At 62.5% G+C, this 20,255-nt stretch carries 21 protein-coding genes; 16 read left to right on the top strand and 5 right to left on the bottom strand.

Going from position 1 to position 20,255, the window contains the following annotated elements:
• Positions 1 to 18: 18 nt before the first annotated feature.
• Genes B0G74_RS28680 through B0G74_RS28660 form a run of 7 tightly spaced genes read left to right on the top strand, consistent with a single transcriptional unit; the run spans position 19 to position 5,409 of the window.
• Complete coding sequence (locus tag B0G74_RS28680; RefSeq protein WP_132378586.1) at positions 19 to 1,518, top strand: sugar ABC transporter ATP-binding protein; 1,500 nt, start codon at positions 19 to 21, stop codon at positions 1,516 to 1,518.
• Positions 1,519 to 1,525: 7 nt separating this feature from the next.
• A complete protein-coding gene (locus B0G74_RS46810) occupies positions 1,526 to 2,026 on the top strand; it encodes a hypothetical protein (RefSeq protein WP_243658334.1) in 501 nt (166 codons plus the stop codon).
• A complete protein-coding gene (locus B0G74_RS46805) occupies positions 1,911 to 2,486 on the top strand; it encodes a hypothetical protein (RefSeq protein WP_243658374.1) in 576 nt (191 codons plus the stop codon). The genes B0G74_RS46810 and B0G74_RS46805 overlap by 116 nt, the downstream gene beginning before the upstream one ends.
• A gap of 53 nt (positions 2,487 to 2,539) precedes the next feature.
• Positions 2,540 to 3,289, top strand: coding sequence for an electron transfer flavoprotein subunit beta/FixA family protein (locus B0G74_RS28670; protein ID WP_132378585.1), 750 nt, complete (start codon positions 2,540 to 2,542; stop codon positions 3,287 to 3,289).
• A 13-nt stretch (positions 3,290 to 3,302) separates the two neighbouring features.
• Positions 3,303 to 4,235: an FAD-binding protein gene (locus tag B0G74_RS28665; RefSeq protein ID WP_132378584.1), complete on the top strand. Its 933-nt coding sequence runs from the start codon at positions 3,303 to 3,305 to the stop codon at positions 4,233 to 4,235.
• Positions 4,236 to 4,259: 24 nt separating this feature from the next.
• Positions 4,260 to 4,415 (top strand): hypothetical protein, encoded by a 156-nt coding sequence (locus B0G74_RS45875; protein WP_165923936.1) that lies wholly within the window; start codon positions 4,260 to 4,262, stop codon positions 4,413 to 4,415.
• Complete coding sequence (locus B0G74_RS28660; protein ID WP_132378582.1) at positions 4,393 to 5,409, top strand: aldo/keto reductase; 1,017 nt, start codon at positions 4,393 to 4,395, stop codon at positions 5,407 to 5,409. Before B0G74_RS45875 ends, B0G74_RS28660 begins: the two co-directional genes overlap by 23 nt.
• 95 nt (positions 5,410 to 5,504) lie before the next feature.
• Here the strand turns inward: B0G74_RS28660 and B0G74_RS28655 are convergent, their stop codons facing one another.
• The 3 genes from B0G74_RS28655 to B0G74_RS28645 form a co-directional block, all read right to left on the bottom strand.
• Positions 5,505 to 6,575: an MBL fold metallo-hydrolase gene (locus B0G74_RS28655; protein WP_132379461.1), complete on the bottom strand. Its 1,071-nt coding sequence runs from the start codon at positions 6,573 to 6,575 to the stop codon at positions 5,505 to 5,507.
• 202 nt (positions 6,576 to 6,777) lie between these two features.
• Entirely contained in the window at positions 6,778 to 7,434 is a 657-nt protein-coding gene (locus tag B0G74_RS28650) for a peroxiredoxin (RefSeq protein WP_132378581.1), read from the bottom strand.
• 359 nt (positions 7,435 to 7,793) lie between these two features.
• Positions 7,794 to 8,636, bottom strand: coding sequence for a DMT family transporter (locus B0G74_RS28645; RefSeq protein ID WP_132378580.1), 843 nt, complete (start codon positions 8,634 to 8,636; stop codon positions 7,794 to 7,796).
• A 204-nt stretch (positions 8,637 to 8,840) separates the two neighbouring features.
• On the opposite strand from B0G74_RS28645, the gene gcvA reads away from it, so the two are divergent.
• From gcvA to B0G74_RS28605, 8 genes are all read left to right on the top strand, one after another.
• Positions 8,841 to 9,731 (top strand): transcriptional regulator GcvA, encoded by an 891-nt coding sequence (gene gcvA, locus B0G74_RS28640; protein ID WP_132378578.1) that lies wholly within the window; start codon positions 8,841 to 8,843, stop codon positions 9,729 to 9,731.
• 287 nt (positions 9,732 to 10,018) lie between these two features.
• Complete coding sequence (gene kdpF / locus B0G74_RS28635; RefSeq protein ID WP_028193906.1) at positions 10,019 to 10,114, top strand: K(+)-transporting ATPase subunit F; 96 nt, start codon at positions 10,019 to 10,021, stop codon at positions 10,112 to 10,114.
• Positions 10,111 to 11,919: a potassium-transporting ATPase subunit KdpA gene (kdpA, locus tag B0G74_RS28630; protein ID WP_132378577.1), complete on the top strand. Its 1,809-nt coding sequence runs from the start codon at positions 10,111 to 10,113 to the stop codon at positions 11,917 to 11,919. Before kdpF ends, kdpA begins: the two co-directional genes overlap by 4 nt.
• A gap of 85 nt (positions 11,920 to 12,004) precedes the next feature.
• Positions 12,005 to 14,068, top strand: a complete 2,064-nt coding sequence (kdpB, locus tag B0G74_RS28625) for a potassium-transporting ATPase subunit KdpB (RefSeq protein WP_132379460.1) — start codon at positions 12,005 to 12,007, stop codon at positions 14,066 to 14,068.
• A gap of 19 nt (positions 14,069 to 14,087) precedes the next feature.
• Complete coding sequence (gene kdpC / locus B0G74_RS28620; RefSeq protein WP_132378576.1) at positions 14,088 to 14,669, top strand: potassium-transporting ATPase subunit KdpC; 582 nt, start codon at positions 14,088 to 14,090, stop codon at positions 14,667 to 14,669.
• Positions 14,670 to 14,689: 20 nt separating this feature from the next.
• Positions 14,690 to 15,388 carry a response regulator gene (locus B0G74_RS28615; protein WP_132379459.1) on the top strand — a complete coding sequence of 233 codons (699 nt, stop codon included), beginning with the start codon at positions 14,690 to 14,692 and terminating at the stop codon, positions 15,386 to 15,388.
• A gap of 174 nt (positions 15,389 to 15,562) precedes the next feature.
• A complete protein-coding gene (locus tag B0G74_RS28610) occupies positions 15,563 to 15,907 on the top strand; it encodes a hypothetical protein (RefSeq protein ID WP_243658333.1) in 345 nt (114 codons plus the stop codon).
• A 119-nt stretch (positions 15,908 to 16,026) separates the two neighbouring features.
• Positions 16,027 to 16,443, top strand: a complete 417-nt coding sequence (locus B0G74_RS28605) for a universal stress protein (protein ID WP_132378574.1) — start codon at positions 16,027 to 16,029, stop codon at positions 16,441 to 16,443.
• Between the two features lie 18 nt (positions 16,444 to 16,461).
• On the opposite strand, the gene B0G74_RS28600 is transcribed toward B0G74_RS28605, so the two are convergent.
• Together B0G74_RS28600 and B0G74_RS28595 are read right to left on the bottom strand one after the other, a co-directional pair.
• A complete protein-coding gene (locus B0G74_RS28600) occupies positions 16,462 to 17,427 on the bottom strand; it encodes a D-2-hydroxyacid dehydrogenase family protein (RefSeq protein ID WP_132378572.1) in 966 nt (321 codons plus the stop codon).
• A 186-nt stretch (positions 17,428 to 17,613) separates the two neighbouring features.
• Positions 17,614 to 18,642 carry a LysR family transcriptional regulator gene (locus B0G74_RS28595; protein WP_243658332.1) on the bottom strand — a complete coding sequence of 343 codons (1,029 nt, stop codon included), beginning with the start codon at positions 18,640 to 18,642 and terminating at the stop codon, positions 17,614 to 17,616.
• Between the two features lie 222 nt (positions 18,643 to 18,864).
• Between B0G74_RS28595 and B0G74_RS28590 the strand changes: the two genes are divergently transcribed.
• Entirely contained in the window at positions 18,865 to 20,217 is a 1,353-nt protein-coding gene (locus tag B0G74_RS28590; RefSeq protein ID WP_132378570.1) for an MFS transporter, read from the top strand.
• Positions 20,218 to 20,255: the final 38 nt, after the last annotated feature.

The following is a 20,255-nucleotide window of genomic DNA, read 5'->3' as shown; positions in this document are numbered from 1 at the left end:
GGATAGGGAGACACCACGATGCTCACACTCAAGAACGTCACCAAGCGTTTCCCCGGCGTGCTGGCGCTCAACGACGTGTCGATCGAAATCCGGCCGAACGAGATCGTCGGGTTGATCGGCGAAAACGGTGCGGGCAAGTCGACGCTGATGAAATTGCTGACGGGTGGCTACCGTCAGGATTCCGGTGAGATTCTGCGCGACGGCAAACCGCTCGTTATCAAAAATCCGCGCGATGCCACCTCGAAAGGCATCGCGATGGTCTATCAGGAACAGTCGATCCTGCCGAATCTGACGGTGGCTGAAAATCTGTTTCTCGGCCGCGAGGAGCCGTTTCTCACGCTCGGCCGGGTCAACTGGGCAAAGCTCAAGCGCGCTGCAGTCGCCGAACTGGCCACCGTGCACCTGGATATCGATCCGCTGACGTTATGCGAAGACCTGACCTTCGGGCAGCGGCAGATGGTCGAACTCGCCAAGGCGCTGTCGCTCGCGAGCCGCACCGACGGCATGCCGGTCATTCTGCTCGACGAGCCGACGTCGGTGCTCGAAGCGGCGGAGATCGAGATCCTGTTTCGCCTCGTGCGTGAACTGAAGGCGCGCGCGTCGTTCGTGTTCGTCTCGCACCGGCTCGACGAACTGTTGTCGCTGAGCGACCGCGTCTATGTGATGAAGGACGGCAAGGTGGTGGCCGGCATGGCGTCGGCGGATGCGTCGGTCGGACAACTGCACGAACTGATGGTCGGCCGCACGATGGACGGCCAGTACTACCGCGAGAATTTGCAGAAACCGTGCCGCGGCGAAGTCGCGCTGTCGGTGCGTAACGCGTCGCTCGGGCATACGCTGAAAGGCGTGTCGTTCGACGTGCATTGCGGCGAAGTGTTCGGGGTGGCCGGCGTGGTCGGGTCGGGGCGCGAGGAATTGTGCCGCGTAATTGCGGGGCTGGAGTCGCTCGACGCGGGCGAAGTGCTGGTCGGCGGAACCCGCTTGCGGGCACAGGCCACGCATGCGGTCTCGCTCGGCATCGGCTACGTGCCGCGCGAACGCAAGGTCGAGGGACTCGTCACGCAGATGAGCGTGGCCGAGAATCTGACGCTGCCGCGCCTCGCCGCGGTGAGCCGCAGCGGCGTGGTCAACAAGCGAAGCGAGCGCGCGATCGCCAATGAATGGATCGAGCGTTTGCACATCAAGACGCCTGGGCCCACCGCGTCGTGCCGCAATCTGTCGGGCGGCAATCAGCAGAAAGTCGTGCTGGCGAAATGGCGCTTTGCGGGCAGCCGGATTCTCGTGCTGGATCATCCGACGCGCGGTCTCGACGTGGGCGCGAAAGAAGAGGTCTATCAACTGATTCGCGAACTGACGGCCGAAGGTGTAGCGGTCGTGCTGACCGGCGACACGCTCGAAGAAATTCTCGGGCTGAGTCATCGCGTGATGGTGATGCGCGACGGCCGCGCACAGAAGATTCTCGCGTGCGAAGTCGGCCACAAGCCGTCGCAGATCGACGTCGTCGAACACATGGTGTGAGGGCAACATGGCACAAATGAATGCATCATTGAAGGCACGGCTCGGCGACAACGCGCCGTTCATCGCGCTCATCGCGCTGTATCTGCTGATCGAGATCGCGCAACCCACTTTCCTCGCGCCGTCCACGCAACTCGGCCTGCTTGCGGACAGCTCGACGCTGTTCATCATGGCGGCCGGCACGACCTTCGTCGTGTTACTGGGCAGTATCGATCTGTCGCTACAGGCGGTGGCTTCGCTTTCCAGCGTGATCGTGGCGATGCTGTTGCCTCGTTATGGCGCGTTGGCGGCGGTGGTGGCGCTGGCCGCGTCGTTCGGGATTGGTCTTCTGAGCGGCGTGATTCAAAACCGTGCTGCGCATTCCGTCGTTCATCGCGACGCTGGCGGTCGGCGGGATCGCGTCGGCCGCAGCGCTGACGCTTTCTGGTACGCGCTCGATCGGCATCAGCGACGAGATGCGCAACGCGTCGCTCGGCTGGACGACGGGTTCGTCGTTCGGTATTCCGCATGAAATCATGCTCGCGCTGGTGGTCTTTCTGCTCTGCGTGTTCCTGCATCGTTCGACGGTGTTCGGGCGGCGCGTCGATGCCATCGGCGCGGGCGAACCGGCCGCGATCGCATCAGGCGTGCGCGTGCCGGTGACGCGTTGCCTCGTGTTCGCGACGTCGTCGCTGTTTGCCGGGCTTGCGGGCGTCATCATGGCAGGGCGGCTGGGCAGCGGATCACCGACGCTCGCCGACCAGTTCCTGCTGCCGGCGATCGCCGCTGTCATCGTCGGCGGGACCGCGTTGACGGGCGGCGCGGGTGGCATCGGCCGCACGCTGATCGGCGCGCTGCTGGTGTCGGTCGCGCGGGTCGGCATGACGTTTGTCGGGATCAGCGTGTTTGCGCAGCAGATCGTGTTCGGCGTGATTCTGATCGTCGCGGTGACGGTGGCGTTCGATCGCTCGAAGGTGCTGATCATCAAGTGAGCGCGTCATGCGTTCGGTGTGGAAGTCTTTGGACTGTGATGGAGTGGGTTTAGATGAAAGTTCTGGTGGCGGTTAAGAGAGTGGTGGACTACAACGTGAAGGTTCGCGTGAAGTCGGACGGCACGGGTGTGGATATCGCGAACGTGAAGATGTCGATGAATCCGTTCGATGAGATTGCGGTTGAGGAAGCGGTGCGGTTGAAGGACGCAGGTGTTGTTAGTGAAGTGGTGGTGGTTTCTTGTGGGGTTGCGCAATCGCAGGAAACGCTGCGTACGGCGCTCGCGATCGGCGCGGATCGCGCGATTCTGATCGAGTCTTCAGTGGAACTGCAGCCGTTGGCTGTCGCGAAGCTGCTGAAGGCGCTGGTCGACAAGGAACAGCCGCAGCTGGTCATTCTCGGCAGGCAGGCGATCGACGACGATTCGAATCAGACCGGCCAGATGCTGGCTGCGCTGGCTGGTTTGCCGCAGGCGACGTTTGCGTCGAAGGTTGTCGTCGCTGACGGCAAGGCGACCGTTTCGCGTGAAGTCGACGGCGGTGCTGAAACGCTGTCTTTAAAGCTCCCCGCAGTCATCACCACGGACTTGCGCCTGAACGAGCCGCGCTACGTGACGCTGCCGAATATCATGAAGGCGAAGAAGAAGCCGCTGGAAGTCGTCAAGCCGGAAGACCTCGGTGTCGACGTCACGCCGCGCCTGAAGACGCTGAAGGTTGTCGAGCCGCCGAAGCGCTCCGCCGGTGTGAAGGTGCCGGACGTGAAGACGCTGGTCGAGAAGCTGAAAACCGAAGCCAAGGTGCTGTGAGGAGACGGACGAAATGACGAATCTGGTAATTGCAGAACACGACAACGCGTCGATCAAGGCCGCGACGCTGAACACGATTGCCGCGGCGCAGAAGATTGGTGGCGATATCCACGTGCTGGTGGCAGGGCACAACGCGCAAGCCGCGGCCGATGCGGCAGCGAAGATTGCCGGCGTTAGCAAAGTGCTGCTGGCCGACGCGCCGCAACTCGAAGCGGGTCTCGCGGAAAACATCGAAGCAACGGTGGTGAATATCGTGAAGGACTACACGCACATCCTCGCGCCGGCAACCGCCTACGGCAAGAACATCACGCCGCGTATCGCAGCGAAGCTGGACGTTGCGCAGATCAGCGACATCACGGCAGTGGATTCTGCTGATACGTTCGAGCGTCCGATCTATGCCGGCAATGCAATCGCGACGGTGCAATCGGCTGATCCGATCAAGGTCATCACGGTCCGCACGACCGGTTTCGACCCGGTCGCAGCCGAAGGCGGCAGCGCATCAGTCGAGAAAATCGAAGCGGCAGCCGACAGCGGCATCTCGTCCTTCGTCAGCCGTGAAGTGACGAAGCTGGATCGTCCAGAACTGACGTCGGCGAAGATCATCGTCTCGGGTGGCCGGGGTCTCGGCAACGGCGAGAACTACACGAAGGTGCTCGAACCGCTGGCGGACAAGCTGAACGCAGCGCTGGGCGCATCGCGCGCAGCGGTCGACGCGGGCTTCGTACCGAACGACTATCAGGTCGGGCAGACCGGCAAGATCGTCGCGCCGCAGTTGTACATTGCAGTCGGCATCTCGGGCGCGATCCAGCATCTGGCCGGGATGAAGGACAGCAAAGTGATCGTCGCGATCAACAAGGACGAAGAAGCGCCGATCTTCAGCGTCGCCGATTACGGCCTCGTCGGCGATCTGTTCGACACAGTCCCAGAACTGACCGCATCGGTTTAAAGCGTTTCACACGCGGAGATCAGGATGCGCAAGACCCGGATCGCGACCGTCGGCGTCGGCCTGGCGGCGACGCCTCACGCGCTAGCGTTAAACTATCTGCGTGACGAAGTCGAAGTGGTCCGGAACGAACCGCTCAACACCTTGGCAGGAGACAACGATGGATCCGGTAGCAAAGCGTAAGTGGCCGCGCTCGGGACTCGAAACGACGCTGATGGGTTTCGGCGCCGCACCGATCGGCAACATCTTCAGGCCGATCAGCGAAGAGGATTCGGCGGCGCTCATCAAAGCCGCGTGGGACGCCGGCGTGCGTTACTTCGACACCGCGCCCATGTACGGCCACGGTTTGAGCGAAGCGCGCTGCGGGCAGGGTCTGCGTTGGTATCCGCGCGATCAGTTCGTGCTGTCGACCAAAGTGGGCCGCTTGCTCAAGCCGCGCAAGCGCGCTGAAATCGACTTCACGCCGTGGGTCGACGGCTTGCCGTTCGACATGCGTTTCGACTACAGCTACGACGGCGTGATGCGTTCGATCGAGGACAGCCTGCAGCGCATGGCGCTGGAGTATATCGATATCGCTTTGATTCACGACATCGACGCGTTCACGCACGGAGAGCGCCAGCCGCAGATGTTCGACGCCGCCATGAGCGGCGCGGCGAAGGCGCTGCTCAAGCTGCGCGATGAGGGTGTCGTCAAGGCCGTCGGCGTGGGCGTGAACGAGTGGCAGGTCGCGCACGAAGCGATTCGGCGCAACGACTTCGACTGCCTGTTGCTGGCCGGCCGCTACACGTTGCTGGAGCAGGACGCGCTCGACGGCTTCCTGCCGTTGTGCGAGGAGCGTCAGGTGTCGGTGATTCTCGGCGGCGGTTATAACAGCGGTATTCTCGCCACGGGCGCCGTGCCTGGCGCGAAATACAACTATGCACCCGCGCCGGAAGCGATTCTCGAACGTGTGCGCAAGATCGAACAGGTGTGCCGCGACTTCTCGGTGCCACTCAAAGCGGCGTCCCTGCAATTCGTGCTCGGTCACCCGGCTATTCCGACGAATATCCCGGGCGTGCGCAGCGTCGCGCAACTCGAAGACAACCTGCAAACTTTCCGGGCCGACATCCCAGCGGAATTCTGGGCTGAATTGAAGCGTCGCGAACTGATTCGCGAGGATGCGCCGACGCCTCGATAGACAGCCCTTCTCGCCGTCACCGGGCGGCCACGGACGACCCGGCAGGCCATCGGCCTGCCGCGTTGCCGGCATTGAAGTCATGCATTGAAAACACGTCACACACTGCCGTTTTCAACGACGCGCCCTTCCGCACGCCAGCGCAGCATACCGCCGGCAAGATTGGCAACCCGCTCGAATCCGGCCTGCCGCAGCATGACCGTCGCTTGGGCCGAGCGTCCGCCGGCCCGGCAGACCGTCACGATCGGGCGTTCTTTCGTGAGTTCAGCGGCCCGCCCGGAGAGCTCGCCCAAGGAAATGAGCCTGGCCGCGGGAATGCGCCCCAACGGTCCATTGAACTCGTCGGGTTCCCGCACATCGACGATCTCGACAGCACGCAGATTTTCCTCCAGCCACTGCGCATTGATTTCCCAGATGCCCGCAAAGCTGCATGTCAGCGGCGCCCAATCGGGTTCCGTCATCTGCGCGGGGACGCTCGCCGCGAGACCGCATTTCAGGTTCGCGGGCACCGCTACGTCGATTTGCTTCGGATGCGGCAGGTGCAGGTTCGTCATGTATCCGGTGAAATCGTCTTCACATAGTTCACCGCCCAGGCGTGGATTGAAGCGCCGCTCCTCACCCACACTCGTCACCGTCAAACCGCGATAGTCGTGGGCCGGGTAAAGCAGGCAGGCGGTGGGCAGCGTGAAAATCTGGCCATGCACCGCGCGAAACATGGTGTGCGCGTCACCGCGCTGGAAATCCGTGCGGCCAGTGCCTCTGATCAACAGACAATCGCCGGTGAACGCCATGGTCTCGTTGTCGAGTACGAGCGTGATGCATCCATCCGTATGTCCCGGTGTCGCGCGTATTGTCAGGTATCTCGCGCCGAACTCGACTTTGTCGCCGTGGCTCAGATAGCGGTCCGCGCCTTCGGCGCCGCTCGCAGCCGAAATCGCAATCCTGCTGCCTATGCGGCGATTCAGCATCCATGCGCCGGTCACGTGATCGGCGTGGACGTGGGTGTCGATCGTATAGAGCAGATGCAATCCGAGTTCTTCGATCAGGGCGGCGTCCCGGCGCACCTGTTCGAATACCGGATCGACCAGCACCGCCTCGCGCGTCGTGCTATCGGCGAGAAGATAGGTGTAGGTCGACGATTGCTGATCGAATAGCTGCCGGAAGATCAACACGATTTCGCTCCGCGGCCCGCTCCTGCGAGCGCTTAAAGTTGGCGGCCCGTTGGCGGCCCGTGCGGCCGCCAACCGCCCCGCAGGCAGTCGAACTGGACGCAGCCCCGTTCAGAGGGCCGGGCGCATCGATGCACCCGGACTCACATCGAGCGCCGGACTTCGCACTGCCCGGCACTCGCCCCTCCCATCGATGAGCGCTTTACTTCGGTTGCGCAACGTACCGCAGATAAGGCTTCACGGTTTTAAAACCCTGCGGATATTTTTGCATTGCGGCATCGTTGGAAACGGATGTTGGAATAATGACGTCCTCACCCGGTTTCCAGTTCACCGGTGTCGCCACCGTGTGTTTCGCGTTGAGTTGCAGCGCATCGAGCAGCCGCATCACTTCGTCGAAGTTGCGGCCGGCGCTCATCGGATAGACGAGCATGGCTTTGACCTTCTTGTCCGGTCCAATGAGAAACACCGAGCGTACGGTCGCATTGTCGACCGCGGTGCGCGGGCCGCTGCCGCTCGCCTCGGGATGAATCATGTCGTAGAGCTTCGCGACCTTCAGGTCCGAATCGCCGATCAGCGGATAGCCGACCTCGTGGCCTTGCGTCTCCGCGATATCCTTCATCCACTCCGTGTGGTCGCTGACGGGGTCGACGCTGAGCCCGATAATCTTCGTGTTGCGCTTATCGAATTCTGGCTTGAGGCCCGCCAGGTAGCCGAGTTCCGTGGTGCAAACGGGAGTGAAATCCTTCGGGTGCGAAAACAGGACCGCCCAATGGTCGCCGATCCATTCGTGAAAATGAATCGTCCCTTCGGTGGTTTCCGCGGTGAAATCGGGAGCGTCTTCTCCTAATCGAATAGACATCATTAGTCTCCATAGGTCGGGTGCACCAAGATTCGAGTGCCGCGGTCGGAGCGAGGTCCGCCGGGCTGCCGGAGTGTTGAGTGGCGATAGGACTGGCTCGAGATCACCTCCGGCCGGTTGCACCGTACCGTGCTGGAGGACCATCTACGGGGTGCAGCAGAGTCGGAGGCTTTCCCTGATAGCCGTGATGCGGGACAGACATCGGGACGCGCTGCGGGCCCCACCTATAGCGTAGAACAAAAAAGACTTTCGCAGTTGGCAGACTGTAGGGAGAATCCGCCGACGTGGCAGCAAGCTTGCTTGCACTCCGAAGAAAGGGAAATTGCACTCTGATTTGGGCGGATCGGGATCTTGTCTGGTCAAAGCCCCAGACAAACCGCCCCACCCGCGACGATCACACACGCGAGCCAGCGCCTTCCATCGACCGCTTCCCGCAGAATCACGCGCCCGATCAGCACTGCGAATACCACGCTGGTCTCTCGCAACGCCGATACCGCGCCCATCGCGCCCGACTGCATTGCCCAGATCACGATCCCATACGCCGCGATCGACACCAGCCCGCCGGCGAGCGACGAGCCGACGGCGACGGGTTCCGTCCGCAGCGGTGTCCACAGCGCCGCGAGTCCGCGCATCGCGACGAACAGCACCGGCATCAGCCAATAGAAGAGGAACATCCACGCGGTGTAGGCGAGCACCTGGCCACCGGATAAACGCACGCCGATGCCGTCGATCACGGTATAGAGCGCGATCGACGCACCGGTCACCAGCGCGGCCACCGCACCCGCGCGCGACACGCGCCCGCCCTGCAGCGCGAGCGCGATGATGCCGCCCGATATCATCGCGATCCCGAGCGCGTGCAAGGGGCCGATCGCCTCATGCGCGAACAGCGCCGCGCCGAGCGTGACGAGCAATGGCGACGAGCCGCGCGCGATCGGATACGCCTGCGCCAGATCGCCGCGGCGATAAGCCCGCACGAGGCTGACGTTGTAGACGATATGCACGAGCCCCGATGCGGCGATGTACGGCCAGGCAGCGTCGGCGGGCCACGGCGTGAACAGGACCACGAGCGTGGCGGCCGCCGCGATGGCGATGCTCATCCACGTCATGGACAGGAACCGGTCGCGGTTGCCGTGCAGCATCGCGTTCCAGCTTGCGTGGAGCAGGGCGGCAAAGAGGACGAGACCGCCGGTATAACTGAGCATGCGGGTTCAAGGCCGGAAAGAGTGAGGGAGATCACGCTCCTGGCGTGCAAGCGTCGCCTGTGGGCGCGAGATGTCGGCGGACAACAAAATGCCTTCCAGGTCCGCGCGCCGCCTGAATCAGCGGCGCAGTAAGAAGAATATCTATCTTGTTGCAGCCCGACAAACCAGATAAATTGAGGATTCGCGTTAGATAAACTCTTGCGAATGAAGCGAACCCTGCCTCCGCTCAATGCATTGCGCGCCTTCGAGGCCGCAGGCCGTCTCGGCAGCTTCAAGGAAGCCGCCGCGGAACTGCACGTGACTCACGGTGCGGTGAGCCAGCACGTGCGCGCGCTCGAAGAGTGGCTCGGCGCATCGTTGTTCGAACGGCACAACCGGCGCGTCGCGTTGACGCCGGCGGCGAAGGCCTATCTGGCGGAAATCGGCCCTTTGTTCGAGCAGCTCTCGCAGGCAACGGCCAGATATGGTTTCCCCGAAACGGTCTCCCGGACACTGTCCGTGAATGCGCCCGCGACATTCACCTTGCGCTGGCTGGTGCCGAGACTGGCGACATTCCGCGCCGCGCATCCCGACGTGGACGTCAAGGTGGAGACGTCGAACGAGTCGTTGGAGAGTCTGAGAGAAATCTACGACGTCGTCGTGCGGGGCGGCCCGGACACGTTCTATGGCTACTCGATGCGGCCTTTCCTGTCCGAGGAGCGAGTCCCGGTCTGTAGTCCGGCGCTGTTGCAGCGACTGCCGCTTCGAACGCCGGACGATTTGCGGCAGCACACGTTGCTGCATACGTCGAGTCTTCCGCGGGTTTGGCCGGACTGGCTGGCGAGCGCCAGGATTCCCGCCCTCAGGCCGGCTGCCGCGCTGACTTTCGACCACTTCTATCTGACGTTGCAAGCGGCCATCGACGGGATAGGCATCGCGATGGGACCGACCGCGCTGGTCGCCGGCGATCTCGCGGCCGGCCGGCTCGTCGCGCCATTTGCCGGCCCACGTCTGCCGTCGCGGAGCTATTGCACTTACGTTCCGGACGGGAAGTCGGCGGATGAGCTGGTCGCGCTGTTCCGTTCGTGGCTCGAACGCGAGGGGGCGCGTTCATAAACGGAGACGGCCCCTTAAAGGCGGGCCCACCGCAAACCTCGCGATGTCCAATCTGGCCATCCACGCACAACCTTCCCCCCAAACCAAGTCCACGTTTTTTACGAATCTGCGCGCTCTCTTAACAGTGCGTTTACGCGGAGTTGCCTAAATTCGATGGTGCGGAAGTCCGATGCGGGAGGCCACGCCATGGATCTGCTTTACGTCATTGCAATCGTTGCATTCAGCGGCCTCGTCGCCGCGTTCGTGGTTGGCTGCGACAAGCTTCGCCGCGCGCCGGGAGGCCGTCCATGACTACCTGGATGACCTGGCTTGCGGCGGCCTCGACGCTGATTCTGTTCGCCTACCTCGTCTACGCTTTGCTGCGCGCGGAGGCACTCGAATGAACTTCAATAACCTGTTTCAGCCCGGCGTTTTCATCGTCGTGCTGATCGCGCTCGCGATTCCGCTCAGCCGCTACATGACGGCGGTGCTCGACGGGTCGTCGGTCGTCGTTCGCCGCATTGGACGGCCGCTCGAAGCGGCGGTGTACAAGCTGGCGGGTGTGGATCCCGAGGCTGAGATGTCGTGGAAGTATTACGCGCTAGCCGTGCTGGTGTTCAACACGCTCGGTGTGTTCGCGGTCTATGCTTTTTTGCGCATTCAGCAATGGCTGCCCGTCAATCCGCAAGGCTTCGGCCCCATGACGCCGGACGCCGCCTTCAACACGGCAATCAGCTTCGTGACCAACACGAACTGGCAGGACTACACGCCGGAATCCACGGTCAGCTACCTGACGCAGATGGCGGCTCTGACGGTGCAAAACTTCTTGTCGGCCGCCACGGGTATTGCCGTCGTGGTCGCCCTGATTCGCGGTTTTGCACGCCACACGACAGCAACGATCGGTAACTTCTGGGTCGATCTGACGCGTATCACGCTGTATATTCTCGCGCCGCTCGCGACTGTTATCGCGCTCGTCTTCGTCAGTCAGGGCGTGATTCAGAACTTCGAATCGTACCAGGACGTGCCGACACTGCAGGCCACGACGTACCAGACGCCGAAGACCGATGCCCAGGGCAACGCCGTCAAGGACGCGAAGGGCAATCCCGTGATGGTGGACAACAAGGCCGACAAGCAGACTATCGCGATGGGTCCGGTTGCGTCGCAGGAAGCGATCAAGATGCTCGGCACCAACGGCGGCGGCTTTTTCAACGGCAATTCCGCGCACCCGTACGAGAACCCGACGCCGTTCGCCAACTTCGTGCAGATGATCGCGATGCTGCTGATTCCGGCTGCGTTGTGCCTCGTGTTCGGCAGGATGGTCGGCGACCGGCGTCAAGGCTATGCGGTACTTGCCGCGATGACGATTGCTTTCGCGGTGGCCTGCGGGGGTGAGATCGCATCGGAGCAGAGCGGCAATCCGCTGTATTCGACGCTGCATGTCGACCAAAGCGCGTCGGTCACGCAGTCCGGCGGCAACATGGAAGGCAAGGAAACCCGCTTCGGCATCGCGCAATCGGGCATCTTCACGGTCGCGACCACGGCGGCTTCGTGCGGCGCTGTCCTCAATACGCACGATTCGCTCACGCCGATGGGCGGCTTCGTGCCGCTGCTGCTGATCGAACTCGGCGAGGTGATCTTCGGCGGTGTCGGCTCGGGCCTCTACGGCATGCTCGTGTTCGCATTGCTCGCAGTGTTCGTGGCCGGGTTGATGATCGGGCGAACGCCGGAATACATCGGCAAAAAAATCGAATCGTACGAGATGAAGATGGTGTCGATCGCCGTGCTGCTGACGCCGCTGCTCGTGCTGGTCGGTGCGTCGATCGGCGTGCTGGCGGCTGCCGGCACGGCGGGTATCTCCAATCCGGGGCCGCACGGCTTCTCCGAGGTTCTCTACGCCTACAGTTCCGCGGCCAATAACAACGGCAGTGCGTTTGCCGGCTTGTCGGTGAATACGCCGTTCTATAACTCCACGCTGGCCATCGCCATGTGGTTTGGCCGCTTCGGCTCGATTGTGCCGGTGCTGGCGATCGCCGGGTCGCTTGCAGCCAAGAAGCGTATCTCCGCGACCGCCGGAACTTTGCCGACGCACGGCCCGCTGTTCGTCGTGCTGCTGCTCGGCACGGTGGTGCTGGTCGGCGCGCTGACGTATGTGCCGGCGCTCGCGCTCGGCCCGGTCGTCGAGCATCTGATCATGGTCGCGGGTCATTGATTGAGAGGACAGCATGAGCAACGGATTTCAACCCCCGGTTCATCAGCCTGGCAACATCGGCCAGGCGCGCAATGCCGCGCGCTCGATGTTCGACCCGGCCATTGCCCGGCCGGCCCTCGTCGACTCGTTCAAGAAACTCGCGCCGCGCCACCAGTTGCGCAATCCGGTGATGTTCTGCGTGTACGTGGGCAGCATTCTCACGACCATTCTCTGGATCGCCGCGCTCGGCGGCCAGGCCGAGGCGCCCGCCGGATTCATCCTCGCGATTGCGTTGTGGCTGTGGTTCACGGTGCTGTTCGCCAACTTCGCGGAGGCGCTTGCCGAGGGACGCTCGAAAGCCCAGGCCGCGTCCTTGCGCGGCGCGAAGCGCGACGTCATGGCGAAGAAGCTGCAAGACTCCCACCCCAAGTCGCCGATCCGCATCACGACGGCGACCGATCTGCGTAAAGGCGACGTCGTGCTGGTCGAAACCGGCGACGTGATCCCGGCGGACGGCGAGGTGATCGAAGGCGTGGCATCGGTCGACGAATCGGCGATCACGGGCGAATCCGCGCCGGTGATCCGCGAGTCGGGCGGCGACTTTTCATCGGTGACGGGCGGCACGCGCGTGCTGTCGGACTGGATTGTCGTGCGGGTCACCGTGAATCCGGGCGAGGCGTTTCTGGACCGGATGATCGCGATGGTGGAAGGCGCAAAGCGTCAGAAGACGCCGAACGAAATCGCCCTGACGATTCTGCTCGTCGCGTTGACGCTCGTGCTGCTGTTCGCCACCGCCACGCTGCTGCCGTTCTCGATGTTTTCGGTCGAAGCGGCGAAAGCGGGGCATGTCGTCACGATTACCGCACTGGTCGCGCTGCTGGTGTGCCTGATTCCGACCACGATCGGCGGGCTGCTGTCGGCAATCGGCGTGGCGGGCATGAGCCGCATGATGCAGGCGAATGTGATTGCCACTTCAGGGCGCGCGGTGGAAGCGGCCGGCGACGTCGACGTACTCCTGCTCGACAAGACCGGCACCATCACGCTCGGCAATCGCCAGGCGTCGGCTTTCACGCCGGCGCCGGGCGTCACTGAGGAAATGCTCGCCGATGCCGCGCAACTGTCGTCGCTTGCGGACGAAACGCCGGAAGGGCGCAGCATCGTCGTGCTCGCGAAGCAGCGCTTCAATATCCGCGAACGCGATATGCACGCGCTGCAGGCGACGTTCCTTTCGTTCAGCGCGCAGTCGCGCATGAGCGGTGTCGATTTGCCCGACCGCCAGATTCGCAAGGGCGCGGCCGATGCGATCAAGCATTTCGTCGAAGCTCATGGCGGCCGCTTTCCGGCCGAACTGACGGCCGCGGTCACGGAAATCGCGCGGCGCGGCAGCACGCCGCTGGTGGTCGCGCAGCTAGGCCAGGGCGAAAACGTCGCGCGTTGCATGGGCGTGATCGAGTTGAAGGACATCGTCAAGGGCGGTATCAAGGAGCGCTTCGCCGAACTGCGCAAGATGGGCATCAAGACCATCATGGTGACGGGTGACAACCGCCTGACCGCGGCGGCTATCGCCGCCGAAGCGGGGGTGGACGATTTTCTCGCGGAAGTCACGCCCGAAGCCAAGCTGACGACGATTCGCACGCACCAGGCCGAAGGGCGCCTCGTCGCGATGACCGGCGACGGCACCAACGACGCGCCGGCGCTCGCGCAAGCCGACGTCGCGGTGGCGATGAACACCGGCACGCAGGCCGCGAAGGAAGCCGGCAACATGGTCGACCTCGATTCCAATCCGACCAAGCTGATCGAGATCGTCGAAATCGGCAAGCAGATGCTGATGACACGCGGCTCGCTCACCACGTTCTCGATTGCCAACGACGTCGCCAAGTACTTCGCCATTATCCCGGCGGCGTTTGCGACCACTTATCCGCAGTTGCGCGTGCTCGACGTGATGCATCTGAGTTCGCCTTCGTCGGCGATTCTGTCGGCGGTGATTTTCAACGCGCTGATCATCGTCGCGCTGATTCCGCTTGCGCTCAAGGGCGTGAAATACCGGCCGCTGGGCGCCGCGTCGCTGCTGCGCCGCAATCTTCTGATCTACGGGCTGGGCGGGATTCTGCTGCCGTTCCCGTTCATCAAGCTGATCGATATGGTGCTGAACGTGTTCGGCTGGGTTTGAACGCAACGGAGTGGAGATCATGAAAACGCTGATTCGCCCGGTACTCGTCCTCTTCATCCTGATGACCGTGATCACCGGCGTGCTCTATCCGGTCGTCGTCACGGCCCTTGGCCGCGGCGCCTTCGCGGCACAGGCCGGCGGCAGTCTGATCGAGAAGAACGGCAAGCCGGTCGGCTCGAAACTGATCGGTCAGCAGTTCGACGCGCCGTACTATTTCTGGGGACGCCTGTCGGCCACCAGCCCCATGCCGTACAACGCGCAGAGTTCGGGCGGCTCGAACCTCGGGCCGACCAACCCCGCGCTCGCGGACGAAATCAAGGGTCGTCTCGATGCCTTGAAAGCCGCGGGTAACGACATGTCGCAACCGGTGCCGGTGGATCTGGTGACGTCCTCGGGCAGCGGACTCGACCCGCAAATCAGCCCGGCGGCCGCAGCCTATCAGGTCGAACGCGTGGCGAAAGCGCGGAGTCTGCCGGTCGATCAGGTTCGCGATCTTGTCGCCAGCAATACACAGGGGCGGCAGTTCGGCATTTTCGGCGAGGCGCGCGTGAACGTGCTTCAGCTCAACCTTGCGCTGGACGACCTCAAGCCAATGCATTGATGTCGACGCTCGCGGCTTCTATGAGGGACCCCACCATAACAGTCGTTGTGATAGACGATGACACAACCATAAGCCGCTTCATTCGCGCGCACCTCGAAGCGGACGGGATGAACGTGTTCGGAGCGCAGACCGGCGCACAAGGTCTTGCGCAGGCCGCGACGCGGCGGGCGGATCTCGTCATCATCGATCTGGCCTTGCCTGACATGGACGGCATCGACGTGATCCGTCAGTTGCGCGCCTGGTCGGCGATGCCGGTGATCGTTTTGTCGGCGCGCAGCCGCGAGGAAGACAAGGTCGCCGCGCTCGATGCCGGCGCCGACGATTATCTGACCAAGCCGTTTGGCTTGCCCGAGCTAGGCGCGCGGATGCGTGCCCATTTGCGCAGGCAGGCCGCATGCGGGCGGGCCGGCTCGCCGCAGGTCCGGTTCGGCCTGGTCACCGTTGATCTCGGCGAGCGGCAAGTGCTGCGCGATAGCCGTATCGTCCATCTCAGTCCAATCGAATACCGGCTTCTCTCCGCGCTGGTGCGTCATCCGGGGCGGGTATTGACGCATGCGCAACTGCTCGGCGAGGTATGGGGGCCGTTGCAAACCGATAACCACCATTACCTGCGGATCTACATGGGACATCTGCGCCACAAGCTCGAAAGCGATCCGGCGCGCCCCGAGCACATCATCACCGAGTCGGGGGTGGGGTACCGGCTGGTCGGCGTGAGGTGAATTTCACACAATATTTACGGCATTGCGGGCAATCGTTGCGCGGTCTTTACTGCGGGCTTCGTATAGTGGGTGACTGGCTTTGCGCTGTGAAGAGATGAAGAGATCTATTGGAGTCGATATGGCATTCAAACAAGCGAAGGGCCGCGTGAGCGTCGGGTTCGGCGTCCGTCTTTCATGACACCCTCAAGACCCGCGATGGTATTCAGGGGGCTGTGCAAGGTGGTCGCCATCGCCTTTGTCACAAACCAGATTCTCACGACTATTTTCACGTATTTCGTGCAGCAACTCGATTCCGCGCCACCGCATCAAGCCGTCTGGCTTTTCAGCTGTGTGACATGCGGGATGGTGACGTTATGGCTGCAGGCCGACGCGCGGCGCGCATTCGGCTTCGCGCGCGAGAAGGGATTCGTGAAGCAGGGCGGCGAAGGCATGCAGGACGTGCAGATCGCGGACGACTGTCCGAAGCGGTGGCTCGTCATCCTGCATATCGAATTGAACCCCGCAGCGATACAGGCCTAGCCGGGCGGCACGTCGGGTTGGCCGTATCCGTGTAATGGCGCCCAAAACCTGGTACTTTTACACCGTATTAACGTGGCTTTAACTAAGCTGAAAGCGATACCGGTTTCCAGGAGTTCTGGATGATACGAATGCTGATCCCCGTCCTCGACCACGGCGGTGCAGTCGAAGCAGCCCGCTATGCCGCGTTCATGTTTCTCGAGCACGGCGTAACGGAGGTCGAACTGCTGGAAGTTCTCGAGCCCGTCGCACAAGGACGCGCAGCCGCTTTCCACACTCGAAGCTCACTGTTGCGCCACGAGAAGCATGCGATGCTGAAGGCTCTGATCGACGCTCGAACCATTCTCGAAGAAGCAGGGGTGCCCTACCACTGGAAGCGCGTCTTCGGTCACCCTGCCAAAGCGATTGCCGACTATATAGCCACGACCCGGCCCGACGTGATGGTGATCGACGCCAGTCGTATGGGTTTCTTCCGCAGGCTCGCCATGCTCGCGTCTTTATCGAGGCGAACGGTTACGCCGGTGACAATGGTTCACTGAGAAGGATCGTCTGCTCGGCTAGCCTTGCGCAGAACCTCCGCTTTCATCAAGCCACTGAACGATGTTACGCACCGTATCGCCATAGAAGGTGCGATATAACTCCTTCGATACATAGCCGATATGAGGTGTCGCGAGCACGTTGGGCAATTCGCGTAGAGGGTGCGGATTGTCGAGCGGTTCCACGTCGTATACGTCCAGTGCGGCGCCGGCGATCTGGCCGGTCGTGAGTGCCGTCAGCAGCGCGACCTGGTCGACGATCGGACCTCTCGACGTATTGATCAGCCGGCTCGTGGGTTTCATCTGCGCAAATTCCGTCGCGCCGACCAAACCTTGGGTGCGCTCGCTCAGCCGCACGTGGATCGACAGGAAATCCGCCGTGGAGAACAGCACATCCCTGCTGACTCGCTGCACGCCCTTTTCCACGGCGCGCTCCTCGGTCAGGTTCTGGCTCCACGCGATGACGTTCATTCTGAATGCCCGCCCGATAATGCCGACCGCCGAGCCGACGCGGCCAAGGCCGAGCAATCCGAGCGTCTTGCCCGCGAGTTCATCGCCAAGCGAAAGCTGCCAGCCTCCCTGACGCAGCGACTGATTTTCGAGCGGAATATTGCGGGCCATTGCGAGAATCAGCCCCCACGTCAACTCGATCGTCGGTGTGGACGAATAGCCCGTATGACGAATTTCGATGCCGCGTTCCGCAGCCGCATCGTGATCGATCGACGTATTCCCTGCGCCGGTCGAGGCAATCAGCTTCAGGTTCGGCAGGCTTTCGATGACCTCGCGGGGCAGCGGGGTGCGTTCGCGCATTACGCAGACGACATCGAATGGCTGCAGGCGTTGAATCAGTTTCCCGATATCAGCGACGTGGTCGTTGAACACCGTCACGTCCGCGCGATTCTCGAGGGGCGACCAGTCTGCCATGCTCAGCGCGACGTTCTGATAGTCGTCGAGGATCGCTACCTTGATGGGGGATTTGGCGTTCATATTGCGCACTCCGGGAGTTGAACCGCTTGGTACCGTGATCTGAATTTCCGCACTGAATGCTAGGTAACGCGGCCGACGACGTAAATCATTAACTCGCGACGCCACCCATCGCGAACCGCGATGGCGCAGTCGGTGCGCTATCAGGCCACGCGCGGTGTGGGAGGAAACGTTGAGCGGCGGCGCTCCTCACGCGTCGTTCTCATGATGCGCTTCGAGGTGATCGACCAGCATGCGCGCGGGAAGCGGCAGGGTGTCAAAATTGCGCGCAATGATTGACAGCGGCCGCAGCGACCATGGGTCGTCAAGCTCGACAGCGCGAAACGACGCCGAATGCACATACGGTGTCACGCTTCCCTTGGGGAGCACGCCGATGCCGAGTCCCGCGCTGACCATGTTGCGCACGCCCTCGAAGCTTGTCACCTCGATGCGCACGCGTAGCCGGCTGCCGTCACGCTCGGCGGCGGCGCGGCACAATTTGGAAATGGACGTCCCGTAGGGCATGCTGACAAAGTCGTCCTCCAGAGCTTCCGCGAAGCTCACGCTTGCGCGACCGGCGAGCCGATGATCCGACGGCACGATCACGACCAGCTTATCCACGCTGTACGGGCGCCACTGCAGATCGCCGAGGGAGTCCTCGGTCGCCGAGCAGATGCCGAGATCGGCGACGCCGCTTGCGATCGCCTGCACCACTTCATCGCTCGACTTCTCGACCATGTCGATCCGCACGTTTGGATTGGCGCGTAGAAAGGAACGCAGCACGCCGGGCAGATACTGAACCATGGCGGTAAAGTTCACGTAAATCCGGGTATGGCCCCTCAATCCCGCCGAATATTCAGACAGTTCATCCGAAATTTGCTGCAGGTGCTCGCTCAGCCGCTTCGCGTGATGATAGAGCGCCTCGCCCGCAGGCGTCGCTTGAACGCCGCGGCTGTGCCGATATAGCAGCGGCGTGCCGGCGTCGTCTTCGAGATCCGATACGCGCTTGCTGACGGCCGATGCCACGATGTGCGTGCGGGCCGCCGCCGCGGCGATGCTGCCCTCCTCGACGACTGCCACGAAAATGCGCAGGGACTCCATGTCGAGTCGCAACGGCCGATCTGCTGAAACGCGCATCCTCACTCCTTCGGGGGAATATCCAGTCGGTTGGCACCCATCGCGTTTGGCGATGCCTGTATTGAACATTGAGAAGTTTTCAATCCGCGCGGCAGCCGGCATCCTATGTGCCATAGAGATCGATCCTCGCAGGACCAGATCAAGACGCGGGCCGGCAGCGCGCAGCGCGATTTTATGTCGAAGGAGGCGGCGTTGTCCTGGCCGCCGCCGGTGGAACATGGTACACCGGCGCCCAAACGCACGATTTGTTGCAGCGCCGCGTGTGCCGGCGCTGTAAGACCGGAACGCCTGAAAATTCTGTTGAAAATATGAAGGAGACGAGAGATGGAACACAAAGAGCTGGCGATGAGTTCGCGAACTCACTGGTACGACGGTCTCACGGCGATGCACTGGCGTGTACTGAAAGCGAGCTTCCTCGGCTGGATTTTCGACGGCTACGAAGCACTGGCGCTCGTGGTTGTTCTTGGGCCGATGCTGCATTCGGTGCTGTCACCTGAGCAAGCCGCGTCCCCCACGACTTACGCCGGTCTGGTTATCGGCATCACGTTGCTCGGCTGGGGAGCGGGCGGTCTGATCGGCGGGATTCTCGCGGACTATGTCGGACGCAAGCGGATGATGCTCTGGTCCGTATTTCTCTACGCGTTGTTCTCGGGGTTGACCGCGTTCTCGCAAACCTTCTGGGTGTTGTGCGGGCTGCGTTTCCTCACGGGCCTCGCAATGGGCAGCGAATGGAGCACGGGCGTCGCGCTGCTGTCGGAAACCTGGCCGGAGCGGGCTCGCGCGAAAGGGGCCGGCTTTCTGCAATCGGGCTTTGGCTGGGGCACGCTGATCGCGGCGGTCGTGTGGTATGCGCTTTCGTCGACGCACCCATTCGGCGCCGAAACCTGGCGGCTGATGTTCGTGCTTGGCGCAGTCCCGGCGCTCTTTGTGCTGTACATTCGCCGCGGAGTCAGCGAGTCGGAGAAATGGCAACGCGCGGTGCGCGAGAAGCGCTGGAGCGCGACGAGCAACGAGCAGGCCGCGGGCGACGCGCCCGCATCCGAAAAGCGTCCCTTCACCCTCACGCAACTCTTCAATGAACCCGAAGCGCTGCGCCGCACGCTGCTGCTGCTCGTGCTGTCGATCGTCACGACCGTCGGCTGGTGGGCCATTTCAAGCTGGCTGCCGACCTTCACCGTGTCGCTCGCCAAAGCCGAGGGGATTCCCGACGCGTTGTCGTGGGGCTCGAAGATATCGATCGCGTACACCGTCGGCGCGATTGCGGCCTACATGATCGCCGGTTTCGTGGTGGATGCCATCGGACGGCGGGCCTTCCTGTCACTCACGTTCGTCGGTTCGCTGATCACGACGTTCGTCACGTACAAGCTGACCACCAGCGTCGAAGCGATGATGATCGTGGCGCCGATCAATGGCTTCTTCACCCTGGGCTGCGCGTATGTCTGGATGGCGATCTACCCGTGTGAACTCTTCGGTTCCAGCGTGCGTTCCACTGCGATCAGCTTCGTGTTCAATGCGGCGCGCCTGATTGCGTGGGTCTTCCCGATCATCGCGGGCAGCATGATCAAATCGTTTGGTGGCGTGTCGCAGGCGGCGTTGGCGCTCGGCTCCGTGTATCTGATCGGCATCGTGCTGCCCTGGTTCTTGCCTGAGACGCGTGGCGCAGGCATGCCGGACTGAGACCGCGATTTTTCGCGCGGATCAGGACGCCATGAAAA

This window comes from Paraburkholderia sp. BL9I2N2, from assembly GCF_004339745.1.
Lineage (GTDB): Bacteria > Pseudomonadota > Gammaproteobacteria > Burkholderiales > Burkholderiaceae > Paraburkholderia.
Note: the sequence above shows the minus strand (reverse complement) of the source record. Positions and strands in the feature narration are given on the sequence as shown.

Coding starts and splice junctions, on each gene's coding strand:
- kdpB (WP_132379460.1), top strand. CDS start 12,005: ATGTTCGACCCGGCCATTGCCCGGCCGGCCCTCGTCGACTCGTTCAAG.
- B0G74_RS28590 (WP_132378570.1), top strand. CDS start 18,865: ATGGAACACAAAGAGCTGGCGATGAGTTCGCGAACTCACTGGTACGAC.
- B0G74_RS28670 (WP_132378585.1), top strand. CDS start 2,540: ATGAAAGTTCTGGTGGCGGTTAAGAGAGTGGTGGACTACAACGTGAAG.
- B0G74_RS46810 (WP_243658334.1), top strand. CDS start 1,526: ATGGCACAAATGAATGCATCATTGAAGGCACGGCTCGGCGACAACGCG.
- B0G74_RS28665 (WP_132378584.1), top strand. CDS start 3,303: ATGACGAATCTGGTAATTGCAGAACACGACAACGCGTCGATCAAGGCC.
- B0G74_RS45875 (WP_165923936.1), top strand. CDS start 4,260: ATGCGCAAGACCCGGATCGCGACCGTCGGCGTCGGCCTGGCGGCGACG.
- B0G74_RS28610 (WP_243658333.1), top strand. CDS start 15,563: ATGACACCCTCAAGACCCGCGATGGTATTCAGGGGGCTGTGCAAGGTG.
- B0G74_RS28680 (WP_132378586.1), top strand. CDS start 19: ATGCTCACACTCAAGAACGTCACCAAGCGTTTCCCCGGCGTGCTGGCG.
- B0G74_RS28595 (WP_243658332.1), bottom strand. CDS start 18,642: ATGCCGGCTGCCGCGCGGATTGAAAACTTCTCAATGTTCAATACAGGC.
- B0G74_RS28600 (WP_132378572.1), bottom strand. CDS start 17,427: ATGAACGCCAAATCCCCCATCAAGGTAGCGATCCTCGACGACTATCAG.
- B0G74_RS28650 (WP_132378581.1), bottom strand. CDS start 7,434: ATGTCTATTCGATTAGGAGAAGACGCTCCCGATTTCACCGCGGAAACC.
- B0G74_RS28645 (WP_132378580.1), bottom strand. CDS start 8,636: ATGCTCAGTTATACCGGCGGTCTCGTCCTCTTTGCCGCCCTGCTCCAC.
- kdpF (WP_028193906.1), top strand. CDS start 10,019: ATGACTACCTGGATGACCTGGCTTGCGGCGGCCTCGACGCTGATTCTG.
- kdpC (WP_132378576.1), top strand. CDS start 14,088: ATGAAAACGCTGATTCGCCCGGTACTCGTCCTCTTCATCCTGATGACC.
- B0G74_RS28615 (WP_132379459.1), top strand. CDS start 14,690: ATGAGGGACCCCACCATAACAGTCGTTGTGATAGACGATGACACAACC.
- B0G74_RS28660 (WP_132378582.1), top strand. CDS start 4,393: ATGGATCCGGTAGCAAAGCGTAAGTGGCCGCGCTCGGGACTCGAAACG.
- kdpA (WP_132378577.1), top strand. CDS start 10,111: ATGAACTTCAATAACCTGTTTCAGCCCGGCGTTTTCATCGTCGTGCTG.
- B0G74_RS28605 (WP_132378574.1), top strand. CDS start 16,027: ATGATACGAATGCTGATCCCCGTCCTCGACCACGGCGGTGCAGTCGAA.
- gcvA (WP_132378578.1), top strand. CDS start 8,841: ATGAAGCGAACCCTGCCTCCGCTCAATGCATTGCGCGCCTTCGAGGCC.